General features: G+C 71.7%; 22 protein-coding genes. 3 read left to right on the top strand and 19 right to left on the bottom strand.

Annotated elements, in window-relative coordinates:
• Positions 1–72 precede the first annotated feature (72 nt).
• From ACWZEH_RS10685 to ACWZEH_RS10695, 3 genes are all read right to left on the bottom strand, one after another.
• Positions 73–1,986, bottom strand: a complete 1,914-nt coding sequence (locus ACWZEH_RS10685) for an LCP family protein (protein ID WP_456197782.1) — start codon at positions 1,984–1,986, stop codon at positions 73–75.
• Positions 1,987–2,002: 16 nt separating this feature from the next.
• Positions 2,003–2,749 carry a nicotinate-nucleotide adenylyltransferase gene (gene nadD, locus ACWZEH_RS10690; RefSeq protein ID WP_456197784.1) on the bottom strand — a complete coding sequence of 249 codons (747 nt, stop codon included), beginning with the start codon at positions 2,747–2,749 and terminating at the stop codon, positions 2,003–2,005.
• Between the two features lie 83 nt (positions 2,750–2,832).
• Positions 2,833–2,997: a hypothetical protein gene (locus ACWZEH_RS10695; RefSeq protein ID WP_456197786.1), complete on the bottom strand. Its 165-nt coding sequence runs from the start codon at positions 2,995–2,997 to the stop codon at positions 2,833–2,835.
• Positions 2,998–3,395: 398 nt separating this feature from the next.
• On the opposite strand from ACWZEH_RS10695, the gene ACWZEH_RS10700 reads away from it, so the two are divergent.
• The gene (locus ACWZEH_RS10700; protein ID WP_456197788.1) at positions 3,396–4,556 is read left to right on the top strand and encodes a M48 family metallopeptidase; all 1,161 of its coding nucleotides are present in this window, start codon (positions 3,396–3,398) and stop codon (positions 4,554–4,556) included.
• 43 nt (positions 4,557–4,599) lie between these two features.
• Here ACWZEH_RS10700 and ACWZEH_RS10705 read toward each other — a convergent pair whose 3' ends face one another.
• The 5 genes from ACWZEH_RS10705 to proB form a co-directional block, all read right to left on the bottom strand.
• Positions 4,600–5,670: an SCO2583 family membrane protein gene (locus tag ACWZEH_RS10705; protein WP_456197789.1), complete on the bottom strand. Its 1,071-nt coding sequence runs from the start codon at positions 5,668–5,670 to the stop codon at positions 4,600–4,602.
• A 120-nt stretch (positions 5,671–5,790) separates the two neighbouring features.
• Entirely contained in the window at positions 5,791–6,378 is a 588-nt protein-coding gene (locus ACWZEH_RS10710; RefSeq protein WP_456197791.1) for an SCO2584 family spore wall biosynthesis protein, read from the bottom strand.
• Between the two features lie 90 nt (positions 6,379–6,468).
• Complete coding sequence (locus tag ACWZEH_RS10715; protein ID WP_456197793.1) at positions 6,469–7,755, bottom strand: glutamate-5-semialdehyde dehydrogenase; 1,287 nt, start codon at positions 7,753–7,755, stop codon at positions 6,469–6,471.
• A gap of 135 nt (positions 7,756–7,890) precedes the next feature.
• On the bottom strand, positions 7,891–8,349 hold the full coding sequence (locus ACWZEH_RS10720) for a hypothetical protein (RefSeq protein ID WP_456199532.1): 459 nt from the start codon (positions 8,347–8,349) through the stop codon (positions 7,891–7,893).
• Between the two features lie 144 nt (positions 8,350–8,493).
• Positions 8,494–9,621, bottom strand: a complete 1,128-nt coding sequence (gene proB / locus ACWZEH_RS10725; protein WP_456197795.1) for a glutamate 5-kinase — start codon at positions 9,619–9,621, stop codon at positions 8,494–8,496.
• Between the two features lie 190 nt (positions 9,622–9,811).
• Here proB and ACWZEH_RS10730 point away from each other — a divergent pair, with 190 nt between their 5' ends.
• Together ACWZEH_RS10730 and ACWZEH_RS10735 are read left to right on the top strand one after the other, a co-directional pair.
• On the top strand, positions 9,812–11,254 hold the full coding sequence (locus ACWZEH_RS10730; RefSeq protein WP_456197797.1) for a polysaccharide pyruvyl transferase family protein: 1,443 nt from the start codon (positions 9,812–9,814) through the stop codon (positions 11,252–11,254).
• 481 nt (positions 11,255–11,735) lie between these two features.
• A complete protein-coding gene (locus ACWZEH_RS10735; RefSeq protein WP_456199534.1) occupies positions 11,736–13,868 on the top strand; it encodes a hypothetical protein in 2,133 nt (710 codons plus the stop codon).
• Here ACWZEH_RS10735 and ACWZEH_RS10740 read toward each other — a convergent pair.
• The 11 genes from ACWZEH_RS10740 to ACWZEH_RS10790 all read right to left on the bottom strand — a co-directional run bounded on the left by ACWZEH_RS10740 (position 13,834) and on the right by ACWZEH_RS10790 (position 26,608).
• Positions 13,834–15,063 (bottom strand): glycosyltransferase family 2 protein, encoded by a 1,230-nt coding sequence (locus ACWZEH_RS10740; protein WP_456197799.1) that lies wholly within the window; start codon positions 15,061–15,063, stop codon positions 13,834–13,836. The genes ACWZEH_RS10735 and ACWZEH_RS10740 overlap by 35 nt on opposite strands.
• A gap of 234 nt (positions 15,064–15,297) precedes the next feature.
• A complete protein-coding gene (locus ACWZEH_RS10745; protein ID WP_456197801.1) occupies positions 15,298–17,415 on the bottom strand; it encodes a hypothetical protein in 2,118 nt (705 codons plus the stop codon).
• A gap of 153 nt (positions 17,416–17,568) precedes the next feature.
• On the bottom strand, positions 17,569–19,065 hold the full coding sequence (locus ACWZEH_RS10750; RefSeq protein ID WP_456197803.1) for a D-ribitol-5-phosphate cytidylyltransferase: 1,497 nt from the start codon (positions 19,063–19,065) through the stop codon (positions 17,569–17,571).
• Between the two features lie 408 nt (positions 19,066–19,473).
• Positions 19,474–19,875 carry a hypothetical protein gene (locus ACWZEH_RS10755; RefSeq protein ID WP_456197804.1) on the bottom strand — a complete coding sequence of 134 codons (402 nt, stop codon included), beginning with the start codon at positions 19,873–19,875 and terminating at the stop codon, positions 19,474–19,476.
• A gap of 241 nt (positions 19,876–20,116) precedes the next feature.
• The gene (locus ACWZEH_RS10760; RefSeq protein ID WP_456197805.1) at positions 20,117–20,347 is read right to left on the bottom strand and encodes a hypothetical protein; all 231 of its coding nucleotides are present in this window, start codon (positions 20,345–20,347) and stop codon (positions 20,117–20,119) included.
• Positions 20,348–20,438: 91 nt separating this feature from the next.
• Entirely contained in the window at positions 20,439–21,989 is a 1,551-nt protein-coding gene (locus ACWZEH_RS10765) for an alkaline phosphatase D family protein (protein ID WP_456197807.1), read from the bottom strand.
• 232 nt (positions 21,990–22,221) lie between these two features.
• Positions 22,222–23,670, bottom strand: coding sequence for a GTPase ObgE (obgE, locus tag ACWZEH_RS10770; RefSeq protein ID WP_456197809.1), 1,449 nt, complete (start codon positions 23,668–23,670; stop codon positions 22,222–22,224).
• A 117-nt stretch (positions 23,671–23,787) separates the two neighbouring features.
• A complete protein-coding gene (gene rpmA, locus ACWZEH_RS10775; RefSeq protein WP_042172004.1) occupies positions 23,788–24,042 on the bottom strand; it encodes a 50S ribosomal protein L27 in 255 nt (84 codons plus the stop codon).
• Positions 24,043–24,056: 14 nt separating this feature from the next.
• A complete protein-coding gene (gene rplU / locus ACWZEH_RS10780; RefSeq protein ID WP_384012705.1) occupies positions 24,057–24,377 on the bottom strand; it encodes a 50S ribosomal protein L21 in 321 nt (106 codons plus the stop codon).
• A gap of 235 nt (positions 24,378–24,612) precedes the next feature.
• Positions 24,613–24,999: an ankyrin repeat domain-containing protein gene (locus tag ACWZEH_RS10785; RefSeq protein WP_456197812.1), complete on the bottom strand. Its 387-nt coding sequence runs from the start codon at positions 24,997–24,999 to the stop codon at positions 24,613–24,615.
• Positions 25,000–25,144: 145 nt separating this feature from the next.
• The gene (locus ACWZEH_RS10790) at positions 25,145–26,608 is read right to left on the bottom strand and encodes a catalase (RefSeq protein WP_456197814.1); all 1,464 of its coding nucleotides are present in this window, start codon (positions 26,606–26,608) and stop codon (positions 25,145–25,147) included.
• Positions 26,609–26,765 lie beyond the last annotated feature (157 nt).

Here is a 26,765-nt window from a genome sequence, read left to right on the forward strand (position 1 = left end):
CCACGCGTTTCGGAGTGCCCCGGCCGGAACGCCCCGCAGGGGGCGTTCCGGCCGGGGCACTCCGCGGTCCGGTCAGGTGCCCGGCTCGTAGTCCTGGCCCAGGACCACCGAGACCCTGGCGTTGCCGGAGACCTCGCCCTTGGTGACGGACCCGGTGGGCAGTCCGAGGGTCTTGGCGACCTCGGAGGCGTTCTCCTTGTCGGCGTCGTCCGCGTAGACGACCTCGGAGGACGCCGCCGCGGTGGCCGTGCCGCCCCCCAGGAAGGTGAAGCCGCCGTTGAGGAGGACCACCCGGGCCTTCTCGGTGTTGTCCTCGACGCCGGTGGCGTTGCGCACCGAGACGCTGACGGCGGCGTCCTTGTCGGGGCTCTTCGCGGTGCCGCCGAGCACCTCCTCGACCACGCTGTCGCTCGTCCGGGCGGTGAGTGTGCCGTCCTCCTCGACCGGCAGCAGCGCGGTGCTGTGGTCGCCGCCCTTGGCCAGGTCGGCGAGCCGGGCGAGGAAGGAGCCGAGGTCCTTGTCGGTCAGGGGCGGCTCGATGATCTGCCCCAGGGTCTGGATGGTGGTCGTCGCGGCGCCCGCGTCGGACGTCATCTTCCGCAGTACGCCCTGCATGACCTGTCCGAACCGCTCCAGCTGGGCGTTCTGTGCCTCGCCGGAGGCGCGGTGGGTGGCGTAGGCGACGGCCATCTTCCCGGTGAGGGTCTGGCTCTTCCCCTTCTTGACCAGGGGGGCCTCGCCCTTCTTCTTGGCGTCCGGGTCCGGCACGTCGGCGTCGGTGTCGATGTCGATGTTGCCGACCAGGTCGACGAGGTTCTGCAGATAGGGCGTGTCCAGCCGCCAGGTGCCCTCGATGTCGGTGCCGAGGACCGTGTCGAGGGCGCTCCGGGTGCCGCCGGAGCCGTCGTCCTCGACCGACTTGGCGAGCGTGGTGGTGGTGCCGTCGTCGGCGGCGAGGGCCAGGGAGTTGGGCAGCAGGACGGTGCTGCCCTGCTTGGTGGTGGTGTTGTCGACGAGCAGCGCGGTGGCGGTGCCGCCCTCCTCGGTGTCGTGCAGGTGGACGACGATGACGTCCCGCTTCTGGGTGCCCGCGGCCGTCGTGGTGCCCGTACCGTTGCCGGAGCCGGAGAGGCCGGGGAGCTTCCCGGCGTACCAGAGGTAGCCGACGCCGCCGGCCGCGACCAGGGCGAGGGCCACGACCAGGGCGACGATCCGGCTGCGGGCGCGGCGCTTGGCCTCCTCGCGGCGCTCGGTGCGGTTCTCGGTGAACTGCAGCCAGTCGATGACGTCCTCGGAGTCGTCGTCCGGTTCCTCGACGAAGGCGAACTGCTCGGTGTGGTACTCCCGTTCGGGCGCCCCGGAGTCCGCGGCCGGGCGGTCCTCACGGCCGTCGCGGTCCTCACGGCCGTCGCGGTCGTGGGGGCCGGTCGTGCCGTCGGCCGGGCCGGGCTGCTGCGGGATGTGCGCCGTCTGTCCGGTGACCCGGGGCTGCTGCCCGGTGCCGCCCTGCGCGGTCTGCCCGTAGGAATCGCCGTAGGAATCGCCGTAGGGGTCGTACGGGGCGGCCGTCCCGGCGCTCTGGGGGGTGTCGTAGCCGCCCTGGGTCCCGTAGAGGTCGTAGGAGGGCGTCTGCGGCTGCTGCCCGGTACCCGCCCCCGCCGCCCCGTAGGGGTCGTACGGCTGCGAGGGCTGCTGCGGGCCGCCGGTGGCGTACGGGTCATAGCCGTAACCACCGCCGTAACCCGGCTGGCCCTGTTGCCCGTGGCCCTGCCCGTACTGGTCCTGCTGCCCGTACTGGTCCTGCTGCCCCTGCTGCCGGTACGGGTCGTACGGCTGCTGCGGGGCCTGCGGGGCCTCCTGGGTGTGCCGGCCCGGTGCCTGGGTGTCGGCCTGGCGGTAGACGGGCCGGCCGTACTCGTCGTAGCCCACGAGCCCGTACGGGGCGCCCCCTCCGTCGCCGTGTCCCGCGTCGTATCGGTCGTTCACCGGTGCCCCTCTCCGCTCACTCGCCGCGGTACAGCTCGCGCTTGGCGATGTAGCGCACGACCCCGTCCGGCACCAGGTACCAGACGGGATCTCCCGTGGCGACTCTCGCACGGCAGTCCGTCGAGGAAATGGCCAGGGCTGGAACCTCGACGAGCGAGACGCCCCCCTCGGGCAGGCCCGCGTCGGTCAGATGATGGCCGGGCCTGGTGACACCCACGAAGTGCGCCAGGGAGAACAGTTCCTCGCTGTCCCGCCAGGTGAGGATCTGTGCGAGGGCGTCGGCGCCGGTGATGAAGAACAGGTCCGTGTCGGGGTTGAGCGCGCGCAGGTCGCGCAGGGTGTCCACGGTGTAGGTGGGCCCGCCGCGGTCGATGTCGATCCGGCTCACCGAGAACTGCGGGTTCTCGACGGTCGCGACGACCGTCATCAGGTAGCGGTCCTCGGCCGCGGAGACCGCCCGGTGGCTCTTCTGCCACGGCTGCCCGGTGGGGACGAAGACCACCTCGTCGAGGTGGAACCGCGCGGCGACCTCACTGGCCGCCACCAGGTGCCCGTGGTGGATCGGGTCGAAGGTGCCGCCCATGACGCCGAGGCGGCGCTTGCCCGACTGCGGCAGGCCGCCGCCCGGTCCGTCGGCCCGGCTCGGCGCCGGACGGCGCTCGGCGCCGCTCGCCGGCCGTCCGGCCGTGTCCTCCACCCCGGCCCCGGCCGGTTCCCCGGCCGTGCCCTTCTCCGGACCGGTAGGCATGTCCTGCTCTCCCATGCGAGCAGACCCTACCGGCCCTTCCTGAACGGTCCGGCCTCCAGGTACGCCCTACGGTCACACCCCCAACAGGCCCCGGGGGTCTACCGGTCGCGGTTGAAGCGGGTCGTGATCCACAGCAGGAGCAGCAGGGCGGCCAGGACACAGCCACCCACGAAGTAGGGGCTGAGGCTCTCGTGGTTGCCACCGTGTTCTCCGCCCTCGGCGGCGAGGGTGACCAACTGGGCAGCGGTGCTGGGGAAGCTCATCTTCGGCAGTACCTATCGCGTGTGGGCGGGACAAGGACGTCGGCTCATCGTATGCGGGCGTCTTCCCGCCGATCACTCCGACTCCGCCGTTGTGGGCCCCGGCCGCCCCGCCCCGGTCTTCCCGGGCGGGCGGGGGCCGGCCGGCTCAGGCAACCATCCCGCGGTCCTGATCGTCCTTCCCGGGGAGCCGGGCGGCTCGGGAACGGTGCTCCAGGCGCGGTCTCCCGGTCGTGCCGCTCTTCCGCCCCACCGGTCTGCCGGTCCACGCCTTCTCCGCCTAGGCTGGGCCTCGCCCGGGGCGGGTGAAGGAGCGAACAGAGGACCGCCAGGGGACCGTACTGGCAACCGCGCAGGTCACAACGGACCGCGAAGGTCACACAGACGCACATGGGGGACACATGTCCGACGGCCATCAGCACAACGGGCACGAGAAGGTGCCGAGCAGGCAGCGCAGGCGTTTCCCCGGAATCTCCTCGCGTGCGTACGAACACCCCGCCGACCGCTCCGCCCTGGTGGCACTGCGCAGGCTGACCGGTTTCGACACGGTCTTCAAGGCGCTGAGCGGTCTGCTGCCCGAGCGCAGCCTGCGGCTGCTCTTCCTGTCCGACTCCGTGCGCGTCTCGGAACGCCAGTTCGCGCACCTCAACGTCATGCTGCGGGACGCCTGCTACATCCTGGACCTGGAGAAGGTCCCGCCGATGTACGTGAACCAGGACCCGACGCCGAACGCGATGTGCATCGGCCTGGACGAGCCGATCATCGTGGTCACCACGGGTCTGGTCGAGCTGCTCGACGAGGAGGAGATGCGGGCCGTCGTCGGGCACGAGGTCGGGCACGCGCTGTCCGGGCACTCGGTGTACCGGACCATCCTGCTGTTCCTGACCTCCCTCGCGGTGCGGGTGGCCTGGATCCCGCTGGGCAGCGTCGCGATCATGGCGATCGTGACGGCGCTGCGCGAGTGGTTCCGCAAGTCGGAGCTGTCCGCGGACCGTGCGGGGCTGCTGGTCGGCCAGGACCTCCAGGCCTCGATGCGCGGTCTGATGAAGATCGCCGGTGGCAACCACCTGCACGAGATGAACGTCGACGCGTTCCTGGAGCAGGCCGAGGAGTACGACGCCGGGGGCGACCTGCGCGACTCCGTGCTGAAGATCCTCAACGTGCTGCCCCGCTCCCACCCGTTCACCACCGTCCGGGCCGCCGAGCTGAAGAAGTGGGCGGAGAGCCGCGACCACCAGCGGATCATGGACGGTCACTACCCGCGCCGCGACGAGGACAAGGACGCCTCGGTACGGGACTCCTGGCGCGACTCGGCGACCAGCTACGCCGGTGACGTGAAGAACTCCAAGGACCCGCTGATGAAGCTGGTCAGCGACATCGCGGGCGGCGCCGGGGACCTGGGCGGCCGGGTCCGCCGCGGCTTCGGCGGCTTCACGTCCCCGGGACCGAGGCCCGCGCAGGGACCGGACGGGTCCCGGGGAACCGAGGGCGGCCCGCAGGAGCCGGGTACGTCGTCGGACCCGGGCGCCGGGGACGACCGGCCGCCGCGCGACGGCGTCTGAGGCACGGGCACCGCGTAACGCCACGGGCGTCCGCGTCCGGGCGTCACACCTTGGGCTGTGCCCCCGCCGCCAGCGAGCCGCACAGGGCCCGGGTGCCGCCGGTGGCGTACGGGTCGGTGCCGGCGGGGCCGCCCTCCTTGGCCGTGCCGCCCGCCAGCAGGGGGCGCAGATGGCCCGCGGAGTCCTCGGCGCAGGACAGCGGGCCGGCCTGGACGTAGGAGGCGACGAGCTGCGCCTGGTGCAGGCGCAGGTCCTCGCGGTCGAAGCGGAAGTGCAGCTCGCGCCGGACGGTGAAGAGCGACACCCGGGCCCCCGGGTCCGCGCCGGCCGGCCGCAGCGCGTACACCGAGGTGTGGTCCGCGGTGACCTCGAGGACACCGGAGTCGGCCTCGGACGCCTGCAGGGTGCCCCGGACCCGGATCCTGCGGTCGGCCAGCTCCGCGCGGGAGGGGTCGAAGCGCACGAGCCATCCGGTGGGCGCGTGCCGCCCGTCCGGGGCCGGCCGCCTGAAGCTCCGGTCGAACTGGTCCTGCTGGCCGGCGTCGAGCAGGACGCGTACGGCGCGGGTCTCCCCTCCGGTCAGCACCTCGGGGTCGAGCGCGGACCGGACGACGTAGTCCTTCGCGGTGAGCAGCGCCGTCACGACCTGTCCGTCCGAGAAGTGCGCGGTGCTCCGGGACGCCGGGAGCGTCACTCCCTCGGCGCCGACGCGGAACCGCGCCGCCGGGCTGTTGTCGTACAACCGTTCGGGATCGGGGGTGCCGGGCACCTTGCCCCCGGGGGCGAGCGGGATCACGGTCATGCGCAGCGGCTCGGCGGCCGCCCAGGTCTCGGGCGTCCGGTAGGGATGCCGTACGCCCATGTAGATCGCGGTGCCGAAGGCCACGGCGATCAGCACCACGAGGACCAGCGCCTGCCGGGACAGACCCCGGTGCCGGGGCGGCCGGCGGCGTACGGCGGGGGTGTGGTCGGTGATGCGCTCCCGGGCGGAGAACTCCTGGAGGCGGGCAGCGCGGACGAAGGTCTCGTCGAAGACGACGGACCGGTACTCGTCCTCGCCGCCTCCGGGGGCCCCCTCGGGTGTCCCTCCGGGCGGGTCCACGGGCCCTGCCACATCTTCAGAGTAGGTCGCGTCGGGCCCGCGTAAACGCCCCGGCGCACGCCAGGTTGTGACAGGGCCCCGACCCGGCCGGGGGCCCTTGGCGGGCCTGCCGCCTGACCTGCCGGCGGCCCGTCAGGGGCTGCTCGGAATCACCGGGACGTTTGGCTGGGAGTAGTCGGCGGAGGCGGACGGAGCCGCGCTCCTGCCGCCCTGTTCCAGGCCGGTCGAGGCAGGCGGCGGCACCGGGTCCTGCCGGTTGTTGGCGGAGGACCCCCGGTATACGGCCGAGAAGGCGAGCGCGACCATGCCGATGCCCATGACGAGGGCGAGCACCCAGGCGACCGGGCGGTGCCAGCGGACCGGTCCGCCGTACGGCCGCCCGGTGAAACCGTAGTCGTCCTCGGGGGTGCCGGTGTCGTCGTCCGGGTCGTCGAAGTCGTCGCCCCGGCGGCGGTCGTACCGCCCTCGGCCTCCGTACCCGTCGTCGTACCGCCCGGTCCTCGGGCGGGTGCGGTGGGCATCGGCCTCCGAGGCCTCCGCCCTGGCCCGGGCGGCGGCAAGGAGACGTTCGACGGCGGTCGGCTCATGGACCACGGCCGCGCCGATGAAGGCCTCGTCGAAGACCACGGAGTCGAACTCTTCGTCCGACACTCCGCGGTCGTGGTCGTCGTCGGGCTCCCCGCCGTCAGGGAACGGCGTGCCCCCCACGTCCTCCGGCACCTCTCCAGAGTAGACCTGAGGGGTCGTTCTGGGCAGACGGTACGGAAATTCGTCCGTCTGCCCCGGGCGTGGGACGGCGGGCCGGCGGGGTCAGCGGCGGACGTGTCCGTCGCCGGTGACGATGTACTTGGTGCTGGTCAGCTCCGGCAGCCCCATCGGCCCCCGGGCGTGCAGCTTCTGCGTGGAGATGCCGATCTCCGCGCCGAAGCCGAACTGGCCGCCGTCGGTGAACCGGGTCGAGGCGTTGACGGCGACGGTGGTGGAGTCCACCAGCCGGGTGAACCTGCGGGCCGCCGGCTGCGAGGTGGTGACGATGGCCTCGGTGTGGCCGGAGGTCCACAGCCGGATGTGCTCCACGGCCCGGTCGAGCGAGTCGACGACGGCCGCGGCGATGTCGAGGGAGAGGTACTCGGTCTCCCAGTCCTCCGTGGTGGCCTCCACGACCGTCGCCGCGGAGCCCTTGGCGTACGCCATCACCCGTTCGTCGGCGTGCACGGTGACCCCGGCCCCGGCCAGGGCGTCCAGGGCGCGCGGCAGGAACGCGGGGGCGATGTCCTGGTGGACCAGGAGGGTCTCGGCGGCGTTGCAGACGCCGACCCGCTGGGCCTTGGAGTTGATCAGGATCTCCACGGCGGTGTCGAGGTCGGCGTGGGCGTCGACGTACACGTGGCAGTTGCCGGTGCCGGTCTCGATGACCGGGACGATCGACTCCCGGACGACCGTGTTGATCAGGGAGGCGCCGCCGCGCGGGATGAGGACGTCGACCAGGCCGCGGGCGCGCATCAGATCGCGCACGCTGTCCCTGCCCTCGCCGGGCACCATCTGCACGGCGTCGGCGGGCAGCCCGGCGCCGCCCACGGCGTCGCGCAGCACCCGGACCAGCGCGGTGTTCGACCGGTACGCGGAGGACGAGCCGCGCAGCAGGACCGCGTTGCCGGACTTCAGGCACAGGGCGGCGGCGTCGACCGTGACGTTGGGGCGGCCCTCGTAGATGATCCCGACGACGCCGAGCGGCACCCGGACCTGCCTCAGGTCGATGCCGTTGGGCAGGGTGGAGCCACGGACGACCTCGCCGACCGGGTCGGGCAGCGCGGCCACGTCCCGCACGTCGGAGGCGATCGCGCGCACCCGCTCCGGGGTGAGGGTGAGCCGGTCGATCATGCCCTCGCCGATGCCGGCCTCGCGCGCCTTGGCGACGTCCTGGGCGTTGGCCTCGACGATCTCGCTCGCCCGGACCTCCAGTGCGTCCGCGACGGCGAGCAGCGCGTCGTCCTTCGCCGCGCGCGGCAGCGGCGCGAGGGTGGCGGCGGCCCCCTTGGCGCGGTAGGCGGCCTGGTTGACCGGGGACATCGAGTCGTACGGCGAAAGCGTGGTCATGTAGGGAAGGGTAGTGCGGCCGGAGGGCCGGACCACCGTCGTCCCGCACCACGAGACACGGGGCCCGTCGTCGCCGACACGGTCGCCGGCACAGGGGGCCGCCGCCTCGCGGAGAGCCGGACGGGCCTTTTGAAGTCAGAACGGATGCACCCCCACCGGCGTCGCCGGCGCCGGGCCGTAGCCCGCGGCGATGCGCTGGTGGTAGGTGGCCCGGTCGATGACCTCCAGGCCGACGATCTCCCAGGGCGGCAGTCCCGCGGTCTGCCGGTGCTCGCCCCACAGCCGCAGCGCCACGGCGGCGGCGTCGTGCAGGTCGCGGGCCTCCTCCCAGTAGCGGATCTCCGCGTGGTCGTCGGCGTACCGGCTGGTCAGCAGGAAGGGGTGGTCGTGGGCGAGCTGTTCCAGGGCGCGGCGGACCTCGGCGATCGGGGCCCGGCCGCCGGAGACACTGAGGGTGACGTGCCACAGGCGCGGGAGGTCGTGGGGCTCGCCGCTCCGGTAGCGGTCACCCGCCGCGACGCTGGCCAGGGCGCGTTCCTCGCCGGCCGCCCGGGAGCCGGCACCACCGCGGGACGTCGCCGTCCCAGGGCGCACTCGTCTCACGACGGCCTCCTTCACGCACAGGCCGGCCCCGGTGGCCGGGCGGATGTGTCCCCGGGACAAAGTTGAGCAGGCCGCCGGGCGTCGTGGGGCGGTTTTACGGAACGTCCACCACCGGGGTCGGACGGTCCGGCGCGTTTACGGATACAGGACCACCAGATCGTCCCTGTGTACGACCTCGCGTTCGTACGCGGGTCCGAGATCGCGGGCGAGGTCGTGGGTGGAGCGGCCGATCAGCCGGGGGATCTCCTTGGCGTCGAAGTTGACCAGGCCGCGGGCCACCGGCCGCCCCTCGTGGTCCCGCAGTTCGACCGGGTCGCCCGCGCTGAACTCGCCCTCGACACCCGCGATCCCGGCCGGCAGCAGCGACTTGCGGCGCTCCACGACCGCGCGCACCGCCCCGTCGTCGAGGGTGAGCGAGCCCTGCGGGGTGGACGCGTGCTGGAGCCAGAGCAGCCGGTCGGCGGAGCGCCGGCCGGTGGGGTGGAAGTAGGTGCCGGTGTCCGCGCCGGCGAGGGCGTCGCCCGCGTGGACGGTACTGGTCAGCACGACCGGGACGCCCGCGGCGGCGGCGATCCGGGCGGCCTCGACCTTGGTGACCATGCCTCCGGTGCCGACGCCCGCCTTCCCGACGCTGCCGATCTCGATGTGGGCGAGGTCCTCCGGGCCCCGCACCTGCGCGATCCGGGCGGTGCCGGGCCGGGCGGGGTCACCGTCGTACACGCCGTCCACGTCGGACAACAGGACCAGCAGATCGGCGCGGACCAGGTGGGCGACGAGGGCGGCGAGGCGGTCGTTGTCGCCGAAGCGGATCTCGTCGGTGGCGACGGTGTCGTTCTCGTTGACGACCGGGAAGGCGCCCATCGCGAGCAGCTTGTCGAGGGTGCGGGAGGCGTTGCGGTGGTGGGCGCGGCGGCTCATGTCGTCGGAGGTGAGCAGCACCTGGCCGACGCGGACGCCGTAGCGGGCGAAGGACGCGGTGTAGCGGGCCATCAGCAGGCCCTGGCCGACACTGGCGGCGGCCTGCTGGCGGGCGAGGTCGCGCGGTCGCCGGGTGAGGCCCAGCGGGGCGAGCCCGGCGGCGATGGCACCGGAGGAGACGAGGACGAGTTCGCGCTCTCCCCCACTGCGGACTTTCGCGAGGACGTCGACGAGCGCGTCGACCCGGTCGGCGTCCAGGCCGCCCGCCGCGGTCGTCAGCGACGAGGACCCGACCTTGACGACGATCCTGCGGGCCTCGCCCACGGCCTGCCTTGCCCCTGTCACCGTGCCGCCCGTCCCCTCACGCCGATCGGTCGCCTCGCCCGGCAATCTACGCGAAGCGGGGCGGGTCGCGCCCGTCGGTCCAGCCTCCGGACACCCCGTCGCGACCGCTCGCTCACGGAGCGCGCATGTGAAAAAGATTGCATTGGTTGCCTATAGAAATAAAAGCTTCCGGAAACATATTGTGAACTGCGTGTCACCCAACGCTTCTCGCACCCAGCGCATCCTCCTCAGATCGGGCAAGAGCCCCTACGACGTCTTCGCGGTGGAGGAAGCCCTCCACCGCGACGTCATCGCCAGCAACGCGGGCAACCTGATCTTCAGCGACGCCACGCACAAGATCCTCGAGACACCGCACACCACGGTGGTGTCCAACGGCATCCGGGCCGACGGGACTCCGCCGGGGCGCATCAACGAGGAGTACGACGCCTTCGTCGTGCCGCTCGCCAACGCCTTCCGGCCGTCCTTCGAGCCGAGCCTGCGGCGGCTGACGCGGCTGATCAGCCAGTTGAAGATCCCGGTGGTCGTCGTCGGCATCGGCGCGCAGGCGGGTCTCGACTACGACCCGGCGCGGCTGAAGCCGATGGAGCCGGCGGTGCGCGAGTTCGTCTCCGCCGTGCTGGACCGCAGCGCCTCGATCGGTGTGCGCGGCGAGTTCACCGAGAAGTACCTGAACGACCTGGGCTTCAAGGACGTCGACGTCATCGGCTGCCCCTCGCTGTTCATGTACGGCAAGGAACTCGACGTACGCAAGCGGGCGCGGGAGCTGACCGCCGACTCCCGCATCGCGATCAACGGCTCGCACAACGCGGTCCGCAACCAGGGTCTGGACCGGGTCATCACCCGCACCCACGCCCGCTACCCGAACCTGCGGTTCATAGGCCAGAACCTCAGCGACGCGATGCAGCTGCACTGGCGGGACCTGTCCGACCCGAACGGGAAGGTCACCGGGATGCCGACGCACCCCGACCACCCGATGTACCGGGAGGGCAAGGCCCGCGTCTACATCGACCCGGTGACCTGGATCGACGACCTGCGGGACTTCGACTTCTCCTTCGGTTCCCGCATCCACGGCAACATCGCGGCGCTGCTGGCCGGTACGCCCGCGAACGTGCTGTGCTCGGACTCGCGCACGCTGGAGCTGTGCCGCTACTTCGAGATCCCGCACCACACCCTCGACAAGCTGCCCGAGGACGTCGACCCGGCTCGGCTGTACGAGGAGACCGACCTCGGGGCGCTCACCGGCAACCACCACGAGCGGTTCGAGCGGTTCACGTCGTTCCTCGACCGCAACGGGCTGGACAACACGTTCACGCACGGCGACGGTGGCGCGGCCTACGAGAAGAAGCTGCGCTCGCTGGACTTCCCCGGCGGTGTCCGCCCGTGGACCGACACCGACCCGGCCTCGCTCGTCGCGCGCTTCGGCTGGCTGCACACCCGGGTCAGCGAACTGGGCGCGGACAACGCCAAGCTGAAGAAGGAACTGGCCGCCGTCAAGGCGAAGAACAAGTCCGTGGCCAAGACGGGCGCCGCGAAGACCACCGCGGTCACCCCCGCCTCCGGCTCGGTGTACCGCAAGGCCCGCCGGGTCGTGGGCCGCCCGCTGCGACGAGCCCTCCAGGGCGGGCGCGGGTAGGGCTCCCCCGGCCCCCGGGACCTCCCGGGGGCCTTGAGGCCTGTCCGGCGGATCATGCCGGACAGGCCCTGGGGGGTGTTTCGAAAGTCCTGTGCGGTGCCCGCGGTGTCCGGTGCGTGCTCTCGGCGTGCCGGACGAAAGCTCTCGCACTGGACGTACTCGGGGTTTCGGCCGGTGCGGCGAGAGTGCGTGCCGGGCGCCGTGGGTGCTGTGCGGGACTTTCGGAACACCCCTAGCAGCCAACGGTCACTCCACACGTTGCGGACACGCGCGTGTCGTCCGGACGTCGGTACGCGTTAACCCGGACGTCCGCCTCAGCGACGCACCCTGGAGTGACCGCGTGCCCCTGCCCCTGTCCCGATCCGGCCGGCCGTCCCGGTCCGGCCGGCTGTCCCGGTCCCGTCGTCGGCTCACGGCGAGCGTCCGCCGGCGCCGTGCCTCGCCCCGTCCGCCCGGCCGTCCGCTCGCCGCCAAGGCGCTGATGGCGGCCGTCCTGGCCGGTGCCTTCGTGGCGCAGGCGGCCGGGGCCCTGCTCCCCGACGTCCCGCTGCTGCTCGCCGCGACCGCCGTGTCCCTGGCGGTCGAGGGCGTGCTGTACCGGTGGCAGCCCGGCATGCTGTCGCTGCTGGCCAAGTCGCACGCGGACATCACCGTCCGTCATGTACTGCGCGATCTGCTCCTGGTGGTGGGCCTGCTGCGGCTCGGGGAACACGGCCGGGAGCAGCAGTTCGCGTGGCCGGTCGCCGGTCTGCTCGCCCTCTACGCGCTGCACTGCGCGATCCAGGCGGTGTCCGTACTGGTCCGCCGCACCCGCACGCCGCCGGTGCTGACCCGGAACATCGACGCCTCGGCGCTGCGCCTGTCCCCCGCCCCCGCCGCGCCGCTGCGCCGTCCCGGCCACCGGCTGCTGCTCCTCGGCCTGCCCACGACCGCCGGACTGGCGACGGCGGCGGTGAGCGGGGAGCCCCTGCCCGCGGCGGCCGGGATCACGGTGTCGGTGGTACTCGCGGCGGCGGGCCTGGGCGCGCTGCTGGTGCGGCTGCTGCCCTCCCGGCGTCCGGCGGGAGAGCAGGAGGTGCTCGACTGGTTCGACGCCTGGCTGGCCGACTACCGGCCCACGGTCGGCCTGTACTTCTCCGGCGGGGTGTCCTCCGCCTATCAGGCCAACATGTGGCTGGAGACGATGAGCAGGCTCGACGGGCGGCCTGTCGTCATCCTGCGCGAGCGGTTCATGGTGGCGAGGATCGCGCCGACCGACATCCCCGTCGTGTGCCTGCCGAAGGTGTCCACCCTCATGCGGCTCGAACACTCCACACTGCGGGTCCTCATCCACCCGTCGAACTCCGGCAAGACCTCGCAGGTGCTGCGCATCCCCACGATCAAGCACGCCTTCGTCAACCACGGCGAGAGCGACAAGCCGTCGTCCTGCAACCCGTACGCGAAGGCGTACGACGAGGTGTGGGTGGCCGGTCCGCAGGCACGTGAGCGGTACGCGCGGGCGGCGGTCGGGGTCGAGGACAAGGACGTGGTGGAGATCGGCCGTCCCCAACTGGACGCCGTGCGGACCCGGTCGGGCCCGCCGGCCGCCGATGCCCGCACCACCGTGCTGTACGCGCCTACCTGGGAGGGCTGGGACGGAAACCCGGGAAACACCTCGGTGGTGGCGGCCGGGGAGAACCTCGTACGGGCGCTGCTCGCGGATCCGGCCGTGCGGCTGCTGTACAAGCCGCACCCGCTGACCGGTTCGGTGCAGCCGGCGGCGGGCGCCGCGGACCGGCGCGTCCGGGAGCTGATCCGGGCGGCGAACCGGGAACGGCCCGCGGCATCCGCGGGGCCCGCGCGATCCGCCCCGGAGCTGGAGCGGCTCACGGCGGAGCTGGACCGGCTCACGGCGGCCGGGGTCCGGGAGGGCGCCGACCAGGTGGAGAGGATGCTGGCCCAGTCCGCTCCGCCGCCCGGACGGGCCGAGGCGGTGGCGAGGGCCACGGCGGCCTGGGAGGAGGCGTACTGGGCGTCGCTGCCGGTGGACGAGCACCAGATCGTCACGGGCGCACGGCCCGCCCTGTATTCCTGCTTCAACGCCGCCGACCTGCTGATCAGTGACGTCTCCAGCGTCATCAGCGACTTCCTCGCCAGTGGCAAGCCGTACGCGGTGGCGAACACCGGCGGGCTGTCCGAGGAGGCCTTCCGCGCCGAGTTCCCGACGGTGGCGGCGGCGACCGTGCTGACCCCGGACGCGGGCGGGGTACCGGCGCTGCTGGAGGCGGTCCGGCACCCGGAGAAGGACGGACTGGCGCACGTCCGAGCCGAGTTGAAGCTGCGGCTGATGGGCCCCGACGAGCCGGCGTCCCAGGAGCGCTGCAACACGGCCCTGCGCGGCCTGTACAGGGCGGCCCTGAACCGCGGGGTGCCCGGTGAACAGGCCGAGGCGCGGCAGCGTCCATGCTCTCAGCGGCTCGCGGAGAACCTGCTGCCCGGTATCCCGGATCAGCCCGGCCTGCCCGGTCAGCGCAGGGATTCCGGCGCCGACGCCGGTGCGGGAGCCGGCACCGCGGCCGACGCCGAGGCGGCGGGGCCCGTCACGCCGCCGTCACGGTCGGGGCCTCCGGTGTGACCCTCTCGCCGGAGGTCAGCAGGCGGCGGGCCCGGCGGGCGGCGCGGCGCAGGACGGTGCCCGTGCCGCCCTCGCGGTACCCGGGGAAGGCGCGGGCCTCGCGGGGCGCGGCGAGGTAGACGGAGTCGGGGATGCCCGCCGCCCGGTCACGGAAGTGCGGGTAGGCGAGGTAGACGCGTCGGCCCCGCCGCTCCAGCAGGGCCGGCGCCTGCTTCTTCGACGCCGTGAACTTCACCGCTTCGGTGAGGAGTTCGAGCCGCTGCTGAGCCACCAGGTGCAGCCGCAACCGTTCCTCGACCTTCAGGTGCCGGGCGACGTCCTCGGTCCAGTGGGCGTCCGTCAGCGGCTTCGCCAGTTCCAGTTTGTGCCGCCGCACCTGGTCGCTGTCCTTGAGGAACCGGGGGCCGAACTGCGGGAGCAGGGTGACGGTGAAGGGCCGCACCATCAGCCGGTCACGCTGCGGGCCCTCGGGGACGAGGTCGGCGATCAGGTTCGCCAGGAGGCGGGCGGAGTCGAACCGCAGGGTGTAACTCCCGCTCTTGGTCACGTGCTTGCCGTCGTCGCGGCCCACCAGGTAGTAGCAGGTGTGGTCGGCGACCACGGAGACGCCGTCCGCCCTGAGGTACGCCTCCATGGTGAACAGCGCGTCCTCGCCGGTGTAGAGCGACTCGTCGAACCGTAGGCCGTGCCGGTCCAGCAGGGCGCGGCGGAACAGCTTCTGCGCGCTGAGGGTGAACATGATGTTGGAGGAGTGCACGTCGGTGCGCTCCACCGTGCGGCCCCACATCGACTTCGGGGCGTTGCGGTTGACGCCCTCGATCCGCCCCAGGACGACGTCGGTGCCGGCCCGGTCCGCCATGGCGACCATCCGCTCGAGGGCCTCGGGGCCCAGCCGGTCGTCGGCGTCCAGGAAGAACACGTAGCGCCCGGAGGCCTTGTCCAGACCGACGTTGCGCGGGCCGCTGGGGCCGCCCGAGTTCGCCTGCCGGATCACGGTGACCCGCATGGGCGCACGGTCCGCGAACTCCTCCAGGTACTCCCCCGTGCCGTCCGTCGAGCCGTCGTCGACGGCGACGACCTCGACGCGCTCCGGGTCGATGGTCTGCGCCTCCACCGAGTCCAGGCAGTCGATCAGGTACGGCATCGCTTCGTACGCCCCGATGACCACGGTGACATCAGGCTGCGCCACGGTCACGTTTCCCCCTCGTTACGGGATATTTCCCCTTGTATCGCCTCATTCTCTACCTGTTAGACGTGCGTTCGAGGCAGGAGGTTGCCTCGAGCCCTCCCTCAAGTGGCCTACGCCACACGGGTGTTGCGGGAACCTGTCGGCGGCCCCGGACGCAGAAGGGCTCGGCCCCGAGGAATCGCTCCTCGGGGGCCGAGCCCTGCCAGGTGTCCGGAGAGGGTTCCGGGGGTCCGGAGCCGGTCAGTTCGCTCCGGTGCCGTCCGGCTCGCCGGTGACGGACGCCGGCTGTGCGGGCAGCGCGTCCACCGGTTCCACGTCCGGGCCGCCGACCGTGATACGGGACTCCTGGCCGAGGTTGCGCGTCTCGGCCTTTTGGGCGAGCTGTGCGACCGCCGCGTTGAACTGGTCGATGGACGTCGGCTCGTCCGGGCCCAGCAGGTAGCGCTTGAGCTCGCCCCGCTCCCCGGCCAGGGAGTCGGCCTTTGGGGTGCGGACCGCCTCGAGCAGTTCGGCCAGCCGCGCCGCGTCGTTGGACAGGATCACCGCGGCGCGCACCGCCGTGTTCTGCCGCTTGAACTCCTCCACGCCCAGCCCGGCCGAGTCGGTGACCGCGTACGGCTTGCCGCTGGCGATGAAGTCGGAGACGACGCTGGAGATGTCGGAGACCATCGCGTCGGACACGTTGAAGCAGTCGTACAGGCGCGGCTCGGCGCCCGTGATGACGCGGTGCTCCCAGTCGGGGAAGGAATTCCAGTACGCGGTGTTCCACTCGGCGCGCAGCCGGGCGGTCTCCTCGTGCAGGGCCACGTCGATCACGCCGTCGCGGCTGGCCTCGGCCTCGTCGCCCTTGTCGGCGGAGCCGGTCAGCTCGGCCAGCCGGGCCTCGATACGGGACAGTTCGCCCCGCGCCCGGGCCTGCGCCGCCGAGTCGACGGTGAAGCGGGGGTCGGCGGCGCGCTCGGCGGCGGCCTGCTCGATCAGCGCGGTGATCCGCAGGTGGGCGGCCATGGCCTGCGCGCTGCGGGTGCCGGTGAAGGGGTGCGGCTTGTAGAGGACACGGACCGCGGGGTCGGCCGTGATCAGCCGCTTCACGATGTTCTCACCGGCCAGCAGGAGCGAGGTGTTGCCCGGGTTGTCGTCCCAGCCCTCCCAGGTGGGGGCGTACAGAACCGTCGGGCGGTGCCCCTCCCCGGAGCCCTCGGCGGCGGCCTGCCAGGCCTCGATGGGGGCCAGCTGCGGGCGGCCGACCTCGACGATGTCGTCGTCACGGACGCCGACGTCGGCGATGGCGTAGCGGTCGCGGCCCGCGCGGCCGGCCGTCCACACCTCGTCGTAGACCTTGCTGAACGGGTTGACGCTGGCGAGCTTGTCGCTGTCGCCGTGGCCGATGAAGACGTGCTTCATGGTGGGGACGCGCAGCAGGTGGATGTTCTTGCCGACGTTCGCCGCGTACAGCGCGACCCGCACCGTGGACAGGTCCAGGTTCATCAGGTGCACCCCTCCGGGCACGCAGAGGACCGGGACCGTGGTGGGTGCCAGGCTGTTCAGTATGACCCGCTCGCGCAGGATGACCAGCGGCCGCGTGTCCAGCTGCTCCATGGTCTCCAGCCACATGTTGACCTGGTACGCGGAGTCCTTGGAGCCGGAGAAGTACAGCACGGTCTGCGGCCGGTACTCGCGCAGCCAGTCGTCGACCGCCACCAGGACCTGGTCGGCCTTCGGCGGTACCCGCCGGCCGCGCACGTAGGGCACCAGGACCAGCACGTACCCGACGCCCAGGGCCACCGTGACGCCGACGCCGGCGAACCCGACGGCGGCCGAGTCGAGGGCCGCGGCGAGCAGTATGCCGCCGACCGCCGCCAGGTCGAGGTGGAGCATCTTCTCCGCGGCGCGGTTCAACAGCAGGCGCGGCGGCGCGTCCGGGATCCGGACGCGGGACGCCAGGTCCACGTTGCGGGTGGCCACCGGCATGCGCCGGCGGTTGCGGATCAGCGTGGTCAGCGCGCCGTGCGGGGCCTGCAGGCCGTAGAACGCGATGAAGCAGGCGATCGCCCCGTAGTAGATCAGGTTGTCGGCGAGGGACATCCGGGCCAGCAGCAGGATCAGCAGCAGCTGCCGGATCAGGAAGCGGATCGACAGGCCCGCGCGCACCTTGCTGAGGCGGTTGACCAGGTAGCTGCCCCTGCGGTGCAGATAGTGGTCCGCCAGGTACGTCACGGCGGCCGCTGCCGCGAAGGCGGGGACGCTCGGGACGAGCGCGGCCAGCATGAGACAGGGGAAGCCCAGCATCATGAGGACCGCCGCGGCCAGCTCGGCCGCGCTGCCCACCCGGGCGACGCGAATAGCGGTGGATATCAACGGAGAAACCTGCTCTTGGAGGGTGAGTGCCGGTTTGTGCCTGTGGGTAATTCGTGAGCGACGGATTCAGGCCCCCGCGAACACCCGCGCAGGAACTGCGTAAACGGGAGGCCGCAGAGGCCTGAATTACCGGAGTCTATTTGCCGTCGATTATTACACGCCGTCCTGACGGTCCAGCACCGACGCCAGCGCCTGCTCGAAACCGCTGGCACGGGCGGCACCCGCCGTCGGGTCCTGCTGGCGCACGTCGATGACATGGCCGGTGAGCTCGGAGAGCAGCACGTCCAGGGACGTACGGGCCACCGCCTCGGAGGACAGCAGGCTGCCCGCCGGCTCCTGGCCGAAAGCCTTGGTACGCATCGGCGTGGCGGTGCGCTCCGGGTTGACGCAGTTGACGCGGACGCCGTCGCCGGCCCACTCGTCGGCCAGGGCCTGGGTGAGGTTGACCATCGCGGCCTTGGTCGAGGAGTAGAGGCTGTACTCGGCACGTCCCCGGGTGTAGCTGCTGGAGGTGTAGAGCAGCAGCTGGCCCTTGCTCTCGGCGAGGTACTTGTACGCCGACCGGGCGATCTGCACGGGCGCCAGGTAGTTGACCTTCAGCGCCTCCTCGATGGTGGCGTTGTCGGTCTCGGCCAGCTTCCCGATGCGCAGCACACCGGCCGTGTTGACGACGTAGTCGATGCGGCCGGTCTCGGCGTACGCCTTGGACAGCGCGTCGTCCACCTCCTCCGGGTTCTCCACGTGGGTGCCGGTGGTGGAGCGGCCGAGCGCGTACACGGTGGCGCCGTAGGACTCGGCGAGCCCGCAGATGTCCTTGCCGATGCCGTACGAACCGCCGAAGACGACGACCGTCTTGCCGGTGAGCAGCTCGCGGTAGGCGTCCTCCCCCATCTGCTCGGGGGTGGCGGTGGAGGCGAGCTGGAACAGCTTGTCGGCGATGAAGACGTCGACCGGCTGGGTGACCTTCATGTTGTACTCGTCGCCCGCGACGACGTGGATCGGCACGTCGGGCAGGTACTTGAGCACGACCGAGCAGTCGTCCGTGGCCTGGAAGTTGGGGTCGTCGGCGGCGACCTCGTAGGCACGACGGATCGTGGAGAGCTTGAACGCCTGCGGGGTCTGCCCGCGGCGCAGACGGGAGCGGTCGGGGATCTCGGTGATGAACTCGCCGTCCTCGCCGTGCGTCCGCGTGACGATGATGGTGTCGGCGGAGGGGATGGCCACGTCGACGGCCTGGTAGCGCTCCAGGGCGCTCACGCAGTCCTCGATGACGCGCTGTGACAGCAGGGGGCGGACGGCGTCGTGGAAGAGGACGTTGCGGTCCTCGCCCTCGGCCAGGCCCTCGCCGAGTGCCGAGATGGCCCGCTCGGTGGTCTCGTTCCGCGTCGAGCCACCCTCGATGACCCGGGCGACCTTCTTGAACCCGGCCTTGGCGACGATCTTCTCGACGTCGGGCACGTAGCCCGGCGCCATCAGCACGATGATGTCGTCGATCGAGTCGGTGTTCTCGAAGGTGGTCAGGGTGTGCTCGATGACTGCCTTGCCGGCGATCTTCAGCAGCTGCTTGGGGATCGAGAGACCCACCCGCTGGCCGGTGCCACCGGCCAGGATCACTGCGGTGGTACGGGGCTTGGCTATGCGCTGGGACACAGGTGACCTACCTTGGGGCGACAGGGAACTTCCAAATGGTCCCACTTGCGGTTACCGCAGTGCAAGGTGAGCGACCTCCGCCGCATATGTGCACGCAACCTGTCATTCACCTGGGACTCCTGGTGCCGGGTGACGGTTCCCGGGCGCCCCGTGAATCGTTGTGAGTGACTCCACAGGAGTCACACCCTTGCCGTGCGTGACGGGCGGGACACCCCTGGTTCGTTCAGCGCTGGCGCAGTCGCTTCAGGCAGCGGTGACCGAGGACCTTCACGAGCTCCTTCGACGGTGTCCGGTGAGCGCTGCGCCCCTTGCCGGTGCCGTTCGCCCCCGTCGGTGCCGTTCGTCGCGGCGACCGTGACCGGCACCCCGGGCAGGGCCCGCGCGGCCACTTCGGGGGCGAGCCGCGGCTCACCCGCCGGCCCGCGGACTGCGGGGCACGCGGGACAGCGGTTCCAGGTCGCCGAGGACCCGCACGCCCGTGCCGCCGATCCGCGCGGCCGCCCCGGCGCCGATCCCGGCGGCGCCCTCCGGAGCCCATTGCGGGGTACGGATCCTCACGTCCTGCGGAGTGGGGCCGCACGAGTTCTTCATATGTGCGATGGCGCCGTGCCGCACGAGCCCGGAATACAGCTCCTCCGGAAGCTCATTGCCGTGGAATTCTTTATTAAGATTCCGCAGCATTTCGGTCTCGGCGAGGGTGAGGGAACGGTTCACGGTCTCCAAAACCGGCCTCAGCGGTCCCCCGGGGAGTCCGGGCAGCGCCTCGAAGGCGCGCATCAGCGCGTCCCGGTCGCGGTCGTCGACCGCCACGACGGCCACCCGGTCCGGTCCGGTCCGGCCCGGTCGCCCCGCCCCACCGCCCGACCAGTCGGTCGTGCCGGTGCCCGTGCCGGCGCCAGAAGCCGGGGGGCGGGTTTGCCGTGCGGGGGCCGGCGGAGCATGTGCTCCAGCCGAAGAACTCGCCGCTGATCACGGAGGTGCGCCGGCCGGTGGCCCGCACCCGGTCCAGCAGCCGCTGCCGGTGTCGCTCGGTGGGGGGCGGTGTCCCCCGTCATCGCGGGCCGGGCGCAGGCGGCGAGGACGGCCCCGGCCGGGGAGCGCTGTGCGCCGGGAAGTCGACGCCGTGCCGCGCCGTCTTCTCCTTCGCGGCGAACAGCGCTCCCCGGACGGCGGTGGTACCGGTCTCGTGCGGGCCCATGTGCAGCAGGCGGATGCCGGCGGGCAGCGGGGGGACGGCGGTGCCGGCGGCCGGGAGTTCTTCTCGCGTACGTTCCGTGTCCATGCCGAGGGACGGTAGAACGGTTCGCCGGGGATGCCGTGGGAGGAGCCCGGGCCCCGCGTGAGTGCCGGGCCCCTCCCGTCGGGCCGCGGGGTCAGACGAGGTGCACGCCGGGCCGGCCGGCCTCGACCCGCAGCCTGGCCAGGGTCCTCGGCGTGGCCCGCGGCTCCACCACGGTGTCCACCACCCGCACCCGCGCGTCGATGCCGTCCCGGCGGATGTCGAACAGGTGGTACCCGCGGTGGGCGTCGAGCAGTTTCCAGTGCGGGTTGTCGGCACGCCGCGGGTCCCACTGCGCGCGGAAGGCGGCCTGGTCCTGGTCGCCGTTGCTGGAGACGGACGTACCGACGAACTCGGCGCCCACGACCGCGGACCGCGGGTCGGCGAAGTCCTCCCTGAGGTCGCTGATCATCGTCAGATGGCGGTCGCCGGTGAGCACGACGGGGTTGCTCACCCGGCGGAACTCCTGGAGCAGCGCGTTGCGCTCGCTCTGGTAGCCGTCCCAGGCGTCGTAGTACCAGAGCTTGCCCTCACCGACCCGGAGGTCGGTCTCGGCCATCATGATCTGGGAGGCGATCAGGTTCCAGCGGGCGGGCGAGTGGCGCAGTCCGTCGACCAGCCACCGCTTCTGCGCGGCGCCGAGCATGGTCAGCGACGGGTCCCGGGCGCCCTCCTGGCTGGTCGCCTGGTCGCTGCGGTACTGCCGGGTGTCCAGCACGTTGAGCCGGGCGAGCCGGCCGAACTCCAGCCGGCGGTGCATCCGGATGTGCGGGCCGTTCGGGACCGCGCTCGCGCGGACCGGCATGTGCTCGTAGTACGCCTGGTAGCCCGCGGTCAGCCGGGCCGTGAACGCGTCGTGCGGCTGCTTGCCGGGGTCCTGCGGGATCTCGCCGGCGAAGTCGTTGTCGATCTCGTGGTCGTCGAAGGAGACCACGAAGGGCGCGTTCGCGTGCATCGCCGCGAGGTCCGGGTCCGAGCGGTACTGGGCGTACCGGTTGCGGTACTGGACCAGGCTGTACGGCTCCCCGCCGCCCTCGTGACGGCGTACGCCGGTCGCCGAGGGGTTGGACTCGTAGATGTAGTCGCCGACGAACACGACGACGTCCGGGTCCTGCCGCAGCATGTCGGCGTACGGCGTGAAGTAGCCGTGCTGCCAGTTCTGGCAGGAGGCGAGCGCGACCCTCAGGTGACCGCCCGTGCTCCGCGCGGGCGGCGCGGTACGGGTGCGGCCGGTGCGGGAGAGCTGTCCGTCGGCGCGGAAGCGGTACCAGTACCGGGTGTCCGGCCGCAGCCCGCGTACGTCGACGTGGACGCTGTGCCCGTGGGCGGGCCGGGCCTGTGCGGTGCCCCGGCGGACGATCCACCTGAACCGGGGGTCCCGGGCGACCTGCCACTCGACGGGTACCGTGCGGTCCGGCATGCCCCCGCCGTTCAGGGGGTCGGGGGCCAGCCGGGTCCACAGCACGATGCCGTCGGGCAGCGGGTCGCCGGAGGCTACTCCCAGGCCGAACACACCGTCGGGCAACGGTTTTTGCTCCGCCGCGCGAGCGGTGGCCGGCAGCCGCAGCTGGGTGAGGGCCGTAGCGCCGACCACGGCGGCGCCGGTCAGAACGCGGCGGCGGTCGGGCGGTACTGCTCCGGACATGGGCGAACTCCCCTGCCTCGCATGCGTCGTGGACACGGGGAAGCTCTCGCTCCGGGCGGTCCGCGCACTGAACCCGGAAGGGCGCGTGCATGACAAGGAGACGGACAAGAGAAAACCCGCCCCGGCACGGGAACATCCCGTTGCCCGGGCGGGTCCTCGAGGTGAGCGGCGGGCGACGGTCGGGAATCCCGTCGCCGGAGCGGTCCCTCGTCCCCTACCGGCCCTGCGAACCCTACGACTTGTCGCGGAACGGGTCGAAGTCGTCGTACGCCTGCTCGGCCTCGTCCCGTTCGGCCTGCCGGTCGCGGCGGCGCTGGGCGGCCGGGCGGGGCTCCTCGAAACGGTGGTCCTCGCCGCGCCGGCCGAGCATCTCCGCACCGGCGGTCACCGTGGGCTCCCAGTCGAAGACGACCGCGTTGTCCTCGGGGCCGATGGCGACACCGTCGCCGGACCGGGCGCCGGCCTTCATCAGCGCCGCTTCCACACCGACCCGGTTGAGCCGGTCGGCGAGGTAGCCGACGGCCTCGTCGTTGTTGAAGTCGGTCTGGCGGACCCATCGTTCGGGCTTCTCGCCCCGCACCCGGAACAGGCCCTCGTCCTCGCGGGTGACGGTGAACCCGGCGTCGTCCACGGCCTTCGGCCGGATGACGATGCGCGTGGACTCCTCCTTCGGGCGGGCGGCCCGCTCCTCGGCCACCAGCTGGGCCAGCGCGAACGACAGTTCCCGCAGCCCGAGGTGGGCGACGGCGGACACCGTGAAGACGCGGTAGCCGCGTGCCTCCAGATCGGGGCGCACCATCTCGGCGAGGTCCCTGCCGTCCGGCACGTCGGTCTTGTTGAGGACGACGATGCGGGGGCGGTTGTCGAGACCGCCGTACTGCCGCAGCTCCTCCTCGATGATGTCGAGGTCGGATACGGGGTCGCGGTCGGACTCCAGCGTCGCCGTGTCCAGCACGTGCACGAGCACGCTGCACCGCTCCACGTGCCGCAGGAACTCGAGCCCGAGGCCCTTGCCCTGGCTCGCGCCCGGGATGAGCCCCGGCACGTCGGCGATGGTGTAGACGGTCGAACCGGCGGTGACGACCCCCAGGTTGGGCACGAGGGTGGTGAACGGATAGTCGGCGATCTTGGGCTTGGCGGCGGAGAGCACGGAGATCAGCGAGGACTTGCCCGCGCTCGGATAGCCGACCAGGGCCACATCGGCGACGGTCTTCAGCTCCAGGCCGATGTCCCGCAGGTCCCCCGGCTCACCGAGCAGCGCGAACCCGGGCGCCTTGCGCCGCGCGGAGGCGAGGGCGGCGTTCCCGAGCCCGCCCCGGCCGCCCTGGGCGGCGATGTACGAGGTCCCGTGCCCCACCAGGTCGGCGAGCACGTTGCCCGCCTTGTCCAGGACGACGGTCCCGTCCGGCACCGGCAGGACCAGGTCCTGGCCGTCCTTGCCGCTGCGGTTGCCGCCCTCGCCGGGCTTGCCGTTGGTGGCCTTGCGGTGCGGGGAGTGGTGGTAGTCGAGCAGCGTGGTCACGGACTGGTCGACGGTGAGGATCACATCGCCGCCCCGCCCGCCGTTCCCGCCGTCGGGTCCGCCCAGCGGCTTGAACTTCTCACGGTGGACGGAGGCACAGCCGTGACCTCCGCTACCCGCGGCGACATGCAGCTCGACGCGGTCCACGAAGGTGGTCATGTGGGGTGCCTCCAGAGACAGTGAGGTGTACGTACGTACGTGTTTCCTGGTTAACACGCGAAAGGCGGACCCGCCTTCCCGCCAGGGAAGTGAGGTCCGCCTCGCGAAAGCTTCCGATCAGGCGACCGGAACGATGTTCACGACCTTGCGGCCACGGTGGGTGCCGAACTGCACCGAACCGGCCGCCAGCGCGAACAGCGTGTCGTCGCCACCACGGCCGACGCCGGCGCCCGGGTGGAAGTGGGTGCCACGCTGGCGGACGAGGATCTCACCCGCGTTGACGACCTGACCGCCGAAGCGCTTCACGCCGAGCCGCTGGGCATTGGAGTCGCGACCGTTCCGGGTGGACGATGCGCCCTTCTTGTGTGCCATCTCTCCTCAGTCCCTTACTTCGCAGCCGTGGGGATCTCAGTGACCTTGATCGCCGTGTACTGCTGGCGGTGGCCCTGACGACGGCGGTAGCCGGTCTTGTTCTTGTAGCGCAGAATGTCGATCTTCTGGCCCTTGTGGTGGTCCACGACCTCGGCCTGGACCTTGACGCCGCCCAGCACCCAGGGGTCGCTGGTCACGGCATCGCCGTCGACGAGGAGCAGGGTCGAGAGCTCGACCGTGTCACCGACCTTGGCGGTGGAAATCTTGTCAACCTCAACGATGTCGCCGACAGCAACCTTGTGCTGGCGACCACCGCTGCGCACGATGGCGTACACGCGGATCTCTCTCTCACTCGAAGAACGGCACCCCGCAGGCCAGCCGCCCGACAGTACAGACACGCGGGCAACCTCTCCCGAGCCAGTCCATGCACCCGGGAGGAAGAGGTTTACGGGAATGTGGCGGTCCCGATGGACACGCCGACGGTCAAGGTTACGGGGACATGGCCTGACCGGTCAAACCGGGTCCGGTCCGAGCGGTCACGGTGACGGACCGCGCGCGGCCCCCGGCGGATCAGCCCGCGAGCAGGTGGGCGCGGCCGAACATGGACGCCGCGGCCCGCGCGGTCGGCGTGCCGGAGTCCAGATCCGCGCCGGCCTCCCGCAGTACCCCGACCACCTCGTCCGCGCCCTTGAACAGGGCGCCGGCGAGGGGGGCCTGGTCCCGGGCGTTGCGCAGATCCGGGTCGGCGCCGAGCCGGATCAGGGCCCGCACGGTGTCGGCGTGGCCGTGATAGGCGGCGAGCATGAGCAGGGTGTTGCCGTCCGCGTCGGCCGTGTTCACCGGCAGCCCGTGCTCCACGAACCCCACCAGTTCCCCGGTGTCGCCCTCCCGGGCCAGTTCCATGGCGATGGCGATGACGCGTTCCGTCTGCTCAGCCGTCAGACCGTCCCTGCCCATGCGCATCTCTCCCGATCGAGCGGTTTTGCTGGTCGTGCCCGTGAGGGTGGTCGGGCGGTGGCTGTGCCCGCCCCGGCGCGGGGGCGCGGACGGCCCGGCGCCGGGTACGGTGCGGGGGCGCGGAGCACGCCCCCTTGAGCGGGTCTCAGAGGCTGCCGGCGGCCAGGGCCTCGATCGCCTTGCGGACGCCTTCGCCGTAGGCCGGGTCGGCCTTGGTGCAGTTGGCGATGTGCCGTGCGACGGTCTGCTCCGACGCGCCGTTGATGGCACGCGCCGTGTTCTCGAAGAGAACCTGCTGCTGCTCGGAGCTCATCAGGCGGAACAGGTTCCCGGGCTGCTCGAAGTAGTTGTCGTCGTCCTCGCGGAAGTTGAACCGGTCGGCGACGGCGCCCACGGCCTGGCTCGGCTCGCGATAGGCCGGCTGCTCCGGCCAGCGTCCGTACGAGTTGGGCTCGATGCCCGGGGTGGCTCCCTGGTTGCCGTCGACCCTCATGGCGCCGTCGCGGTGGTAGGTGTTCACCGGGTTCTTCGCGGCGTTGACGGGGATCTGGTGGTGGTTCACGCCGAGGCGGTAGCGCTGGGCGTCACCGTAGGAGAAGAGCCGGCCCTGCAGCATCTTGTCGGGCGAGTAGCTGATGCCCGGAACCACGTTCGCCGGGGTGAAGGCTGCCTGCTCGACGTCCGCGAAGTAGTTCTCGGGGTTGCGGTTGAGCTCCCACTCGCCGACCTCGATCAGCGGGTAGTCCTTCTTCGACCAGACCTTGGTCAGGTCGAAGGGGTGGAAGCGGTAGTTCTCGGCGTCGGCCTCCGGCATGACCTGGATGAACATCTTCCACTTCGGGAAGTCGCCGTCCTCGATCGCGTCGAAGAGGTCGCGCTGGTGGGACTCGCGGTCCTTGCCGACGAGGGCCTCGGCCTCGGCGTCGGTGAGGTTCTTGATGCCCTGCTGGGTGCGGTGGTGGAACTTGACCCAGAACCGCTCGCCCTCGGCGTTGATCAGGCTGTAGGTGTGCGAGCCGAAGCCGTGCATGTGCCGGTACGAGGCGGGGATGCCGCGGTCGGACATCACGATCGTGATCTGGTGCAGGGCCTCGGGGAGGTTGGTCCAGAAGTCCCAGTTGTTCTCGGCGTCGCGGAGGTTGGTGCGCGGGTCGCGCTTCACCGCGCGGTTGAGGTCCGGGAACTTCAGCGGGTCGCGGAAGAAGAAGACCGGGGTGTTGTTCCCGACCAGGTCCCAGTTGCCCTCGTCCGTGTAGAACTTCAGGGCGAAGCCGCGGATGTCGCGCTCGGCGTCGGCCGCGCCGCGCTCGCCCGCGACGGTGGAGAACCGGACGAACAGGTCGGTCTTCTTGCCGATCTCGGAGAAGATCTTCGCGCTCGTGTACTGCGTGATGTCGTGGGTCACCGTGAAGGTGCCGAACGCGCCCGAGCCCTTGGCGTGCATCCGGCGCTCCGGGATGACCTCACGGTCGAAGTGCGCGAGCTTCTCCAGGAACCAGACGTCCTGCAGGAGCATCGGACCGCGCGGGCCGGCCGTCAGGGAGTTCTGGTTGTCGGCAACCGGTGCGCCGGCAGCCGTGGTCAACGGCTTCTGGTTGTTCTCGGTCAAAGCTCGCTCCTCGGTGAGTGGTTCTTCGCTTGGGATCAAGGCCTGCGGTCCTGGTCGTCCGAGTGTCCGCGCAAGCCGCTCCGCGGCTCGCGTCGGCAACACCCTACGTTGGACATGGTCTAAGTCAAGGCGACTTTCAGAACCATACCTGTTCTTG

The sequence above is a fragment of the Streptomyces yamdrokensis genome, from assembly GCF_053890455.1.

Coding starts and splice junctions, on each gene's coding strand:
- obgE (WP_456197809.1), bottom strand. CDS start 23,670: ATGACCACCTTCGTGGACCGCGTCGAGCTGCATGTCGCCGCGGGTAGC.
- ACWZEH_RS10735 (WP_456199534.1), top strand. CDS start 11,736: ATGGCGGCCGTCCTGGCCGGTGCCTTCGTGGCGCAGGCGGCCGGGGCC.
- rpmA (WP_042172004.1), bottom strand. CDS start 24,042: ATGGCACACAAGAAGGGCGCATCGTCCACCCGGAACGGTCGCGACTCC.
- ACWZEH_RS10765 (WP_456197807.1), bottom strand. CDS start 21,989: ATGTCCGGAGCAGTACCGCCCGACCGCCGCCGCGTTCTGACCGGCGCC.
- nadD (WP_456197784.1), bottom strand. CDS start 2,749: ATGGGAGAGCAGGACATGCCTACCGGTCCGGAGAAGGGCACGGCCGGG.
- ACWZEH_RS10785 (WP_456197812.1), bottom strand. CDS start 24,999: ATGGGCAGGGACGGTCTGACGGCTGAGCAGACGGAACGCGTCATCGCC.
- ACWZEH_RS10700 (WP_456197788.1), top strand. CDS start 3,396: ATGTCCGACGGCCATCAGCACAACGGGCACGAGAAGGTGCCGAGCAGG.
- ACWZEH_RS10760 (WP_456197805.1), bottom strand. CDS start 20,347: ATGGACACGGAACGTACGCGAGAAGAACTCCCGGCCGCCGGCACCGCC.
- ACWZEH_RS10695 (WP_456197786.1), bottom strand. CDS start 2,997: ATGAGCTTCCCCAGCACCGCTGCCCAGTTGGTCACCCTCGCCGCCGAG.
- ACWZEH_RS10715 (WP_456197793.1), bottom strand. CDS start 7,755: ATGACCACGCTTTCGCCGTACGACTCGATGTCCCCGGTCAACCAGGCC.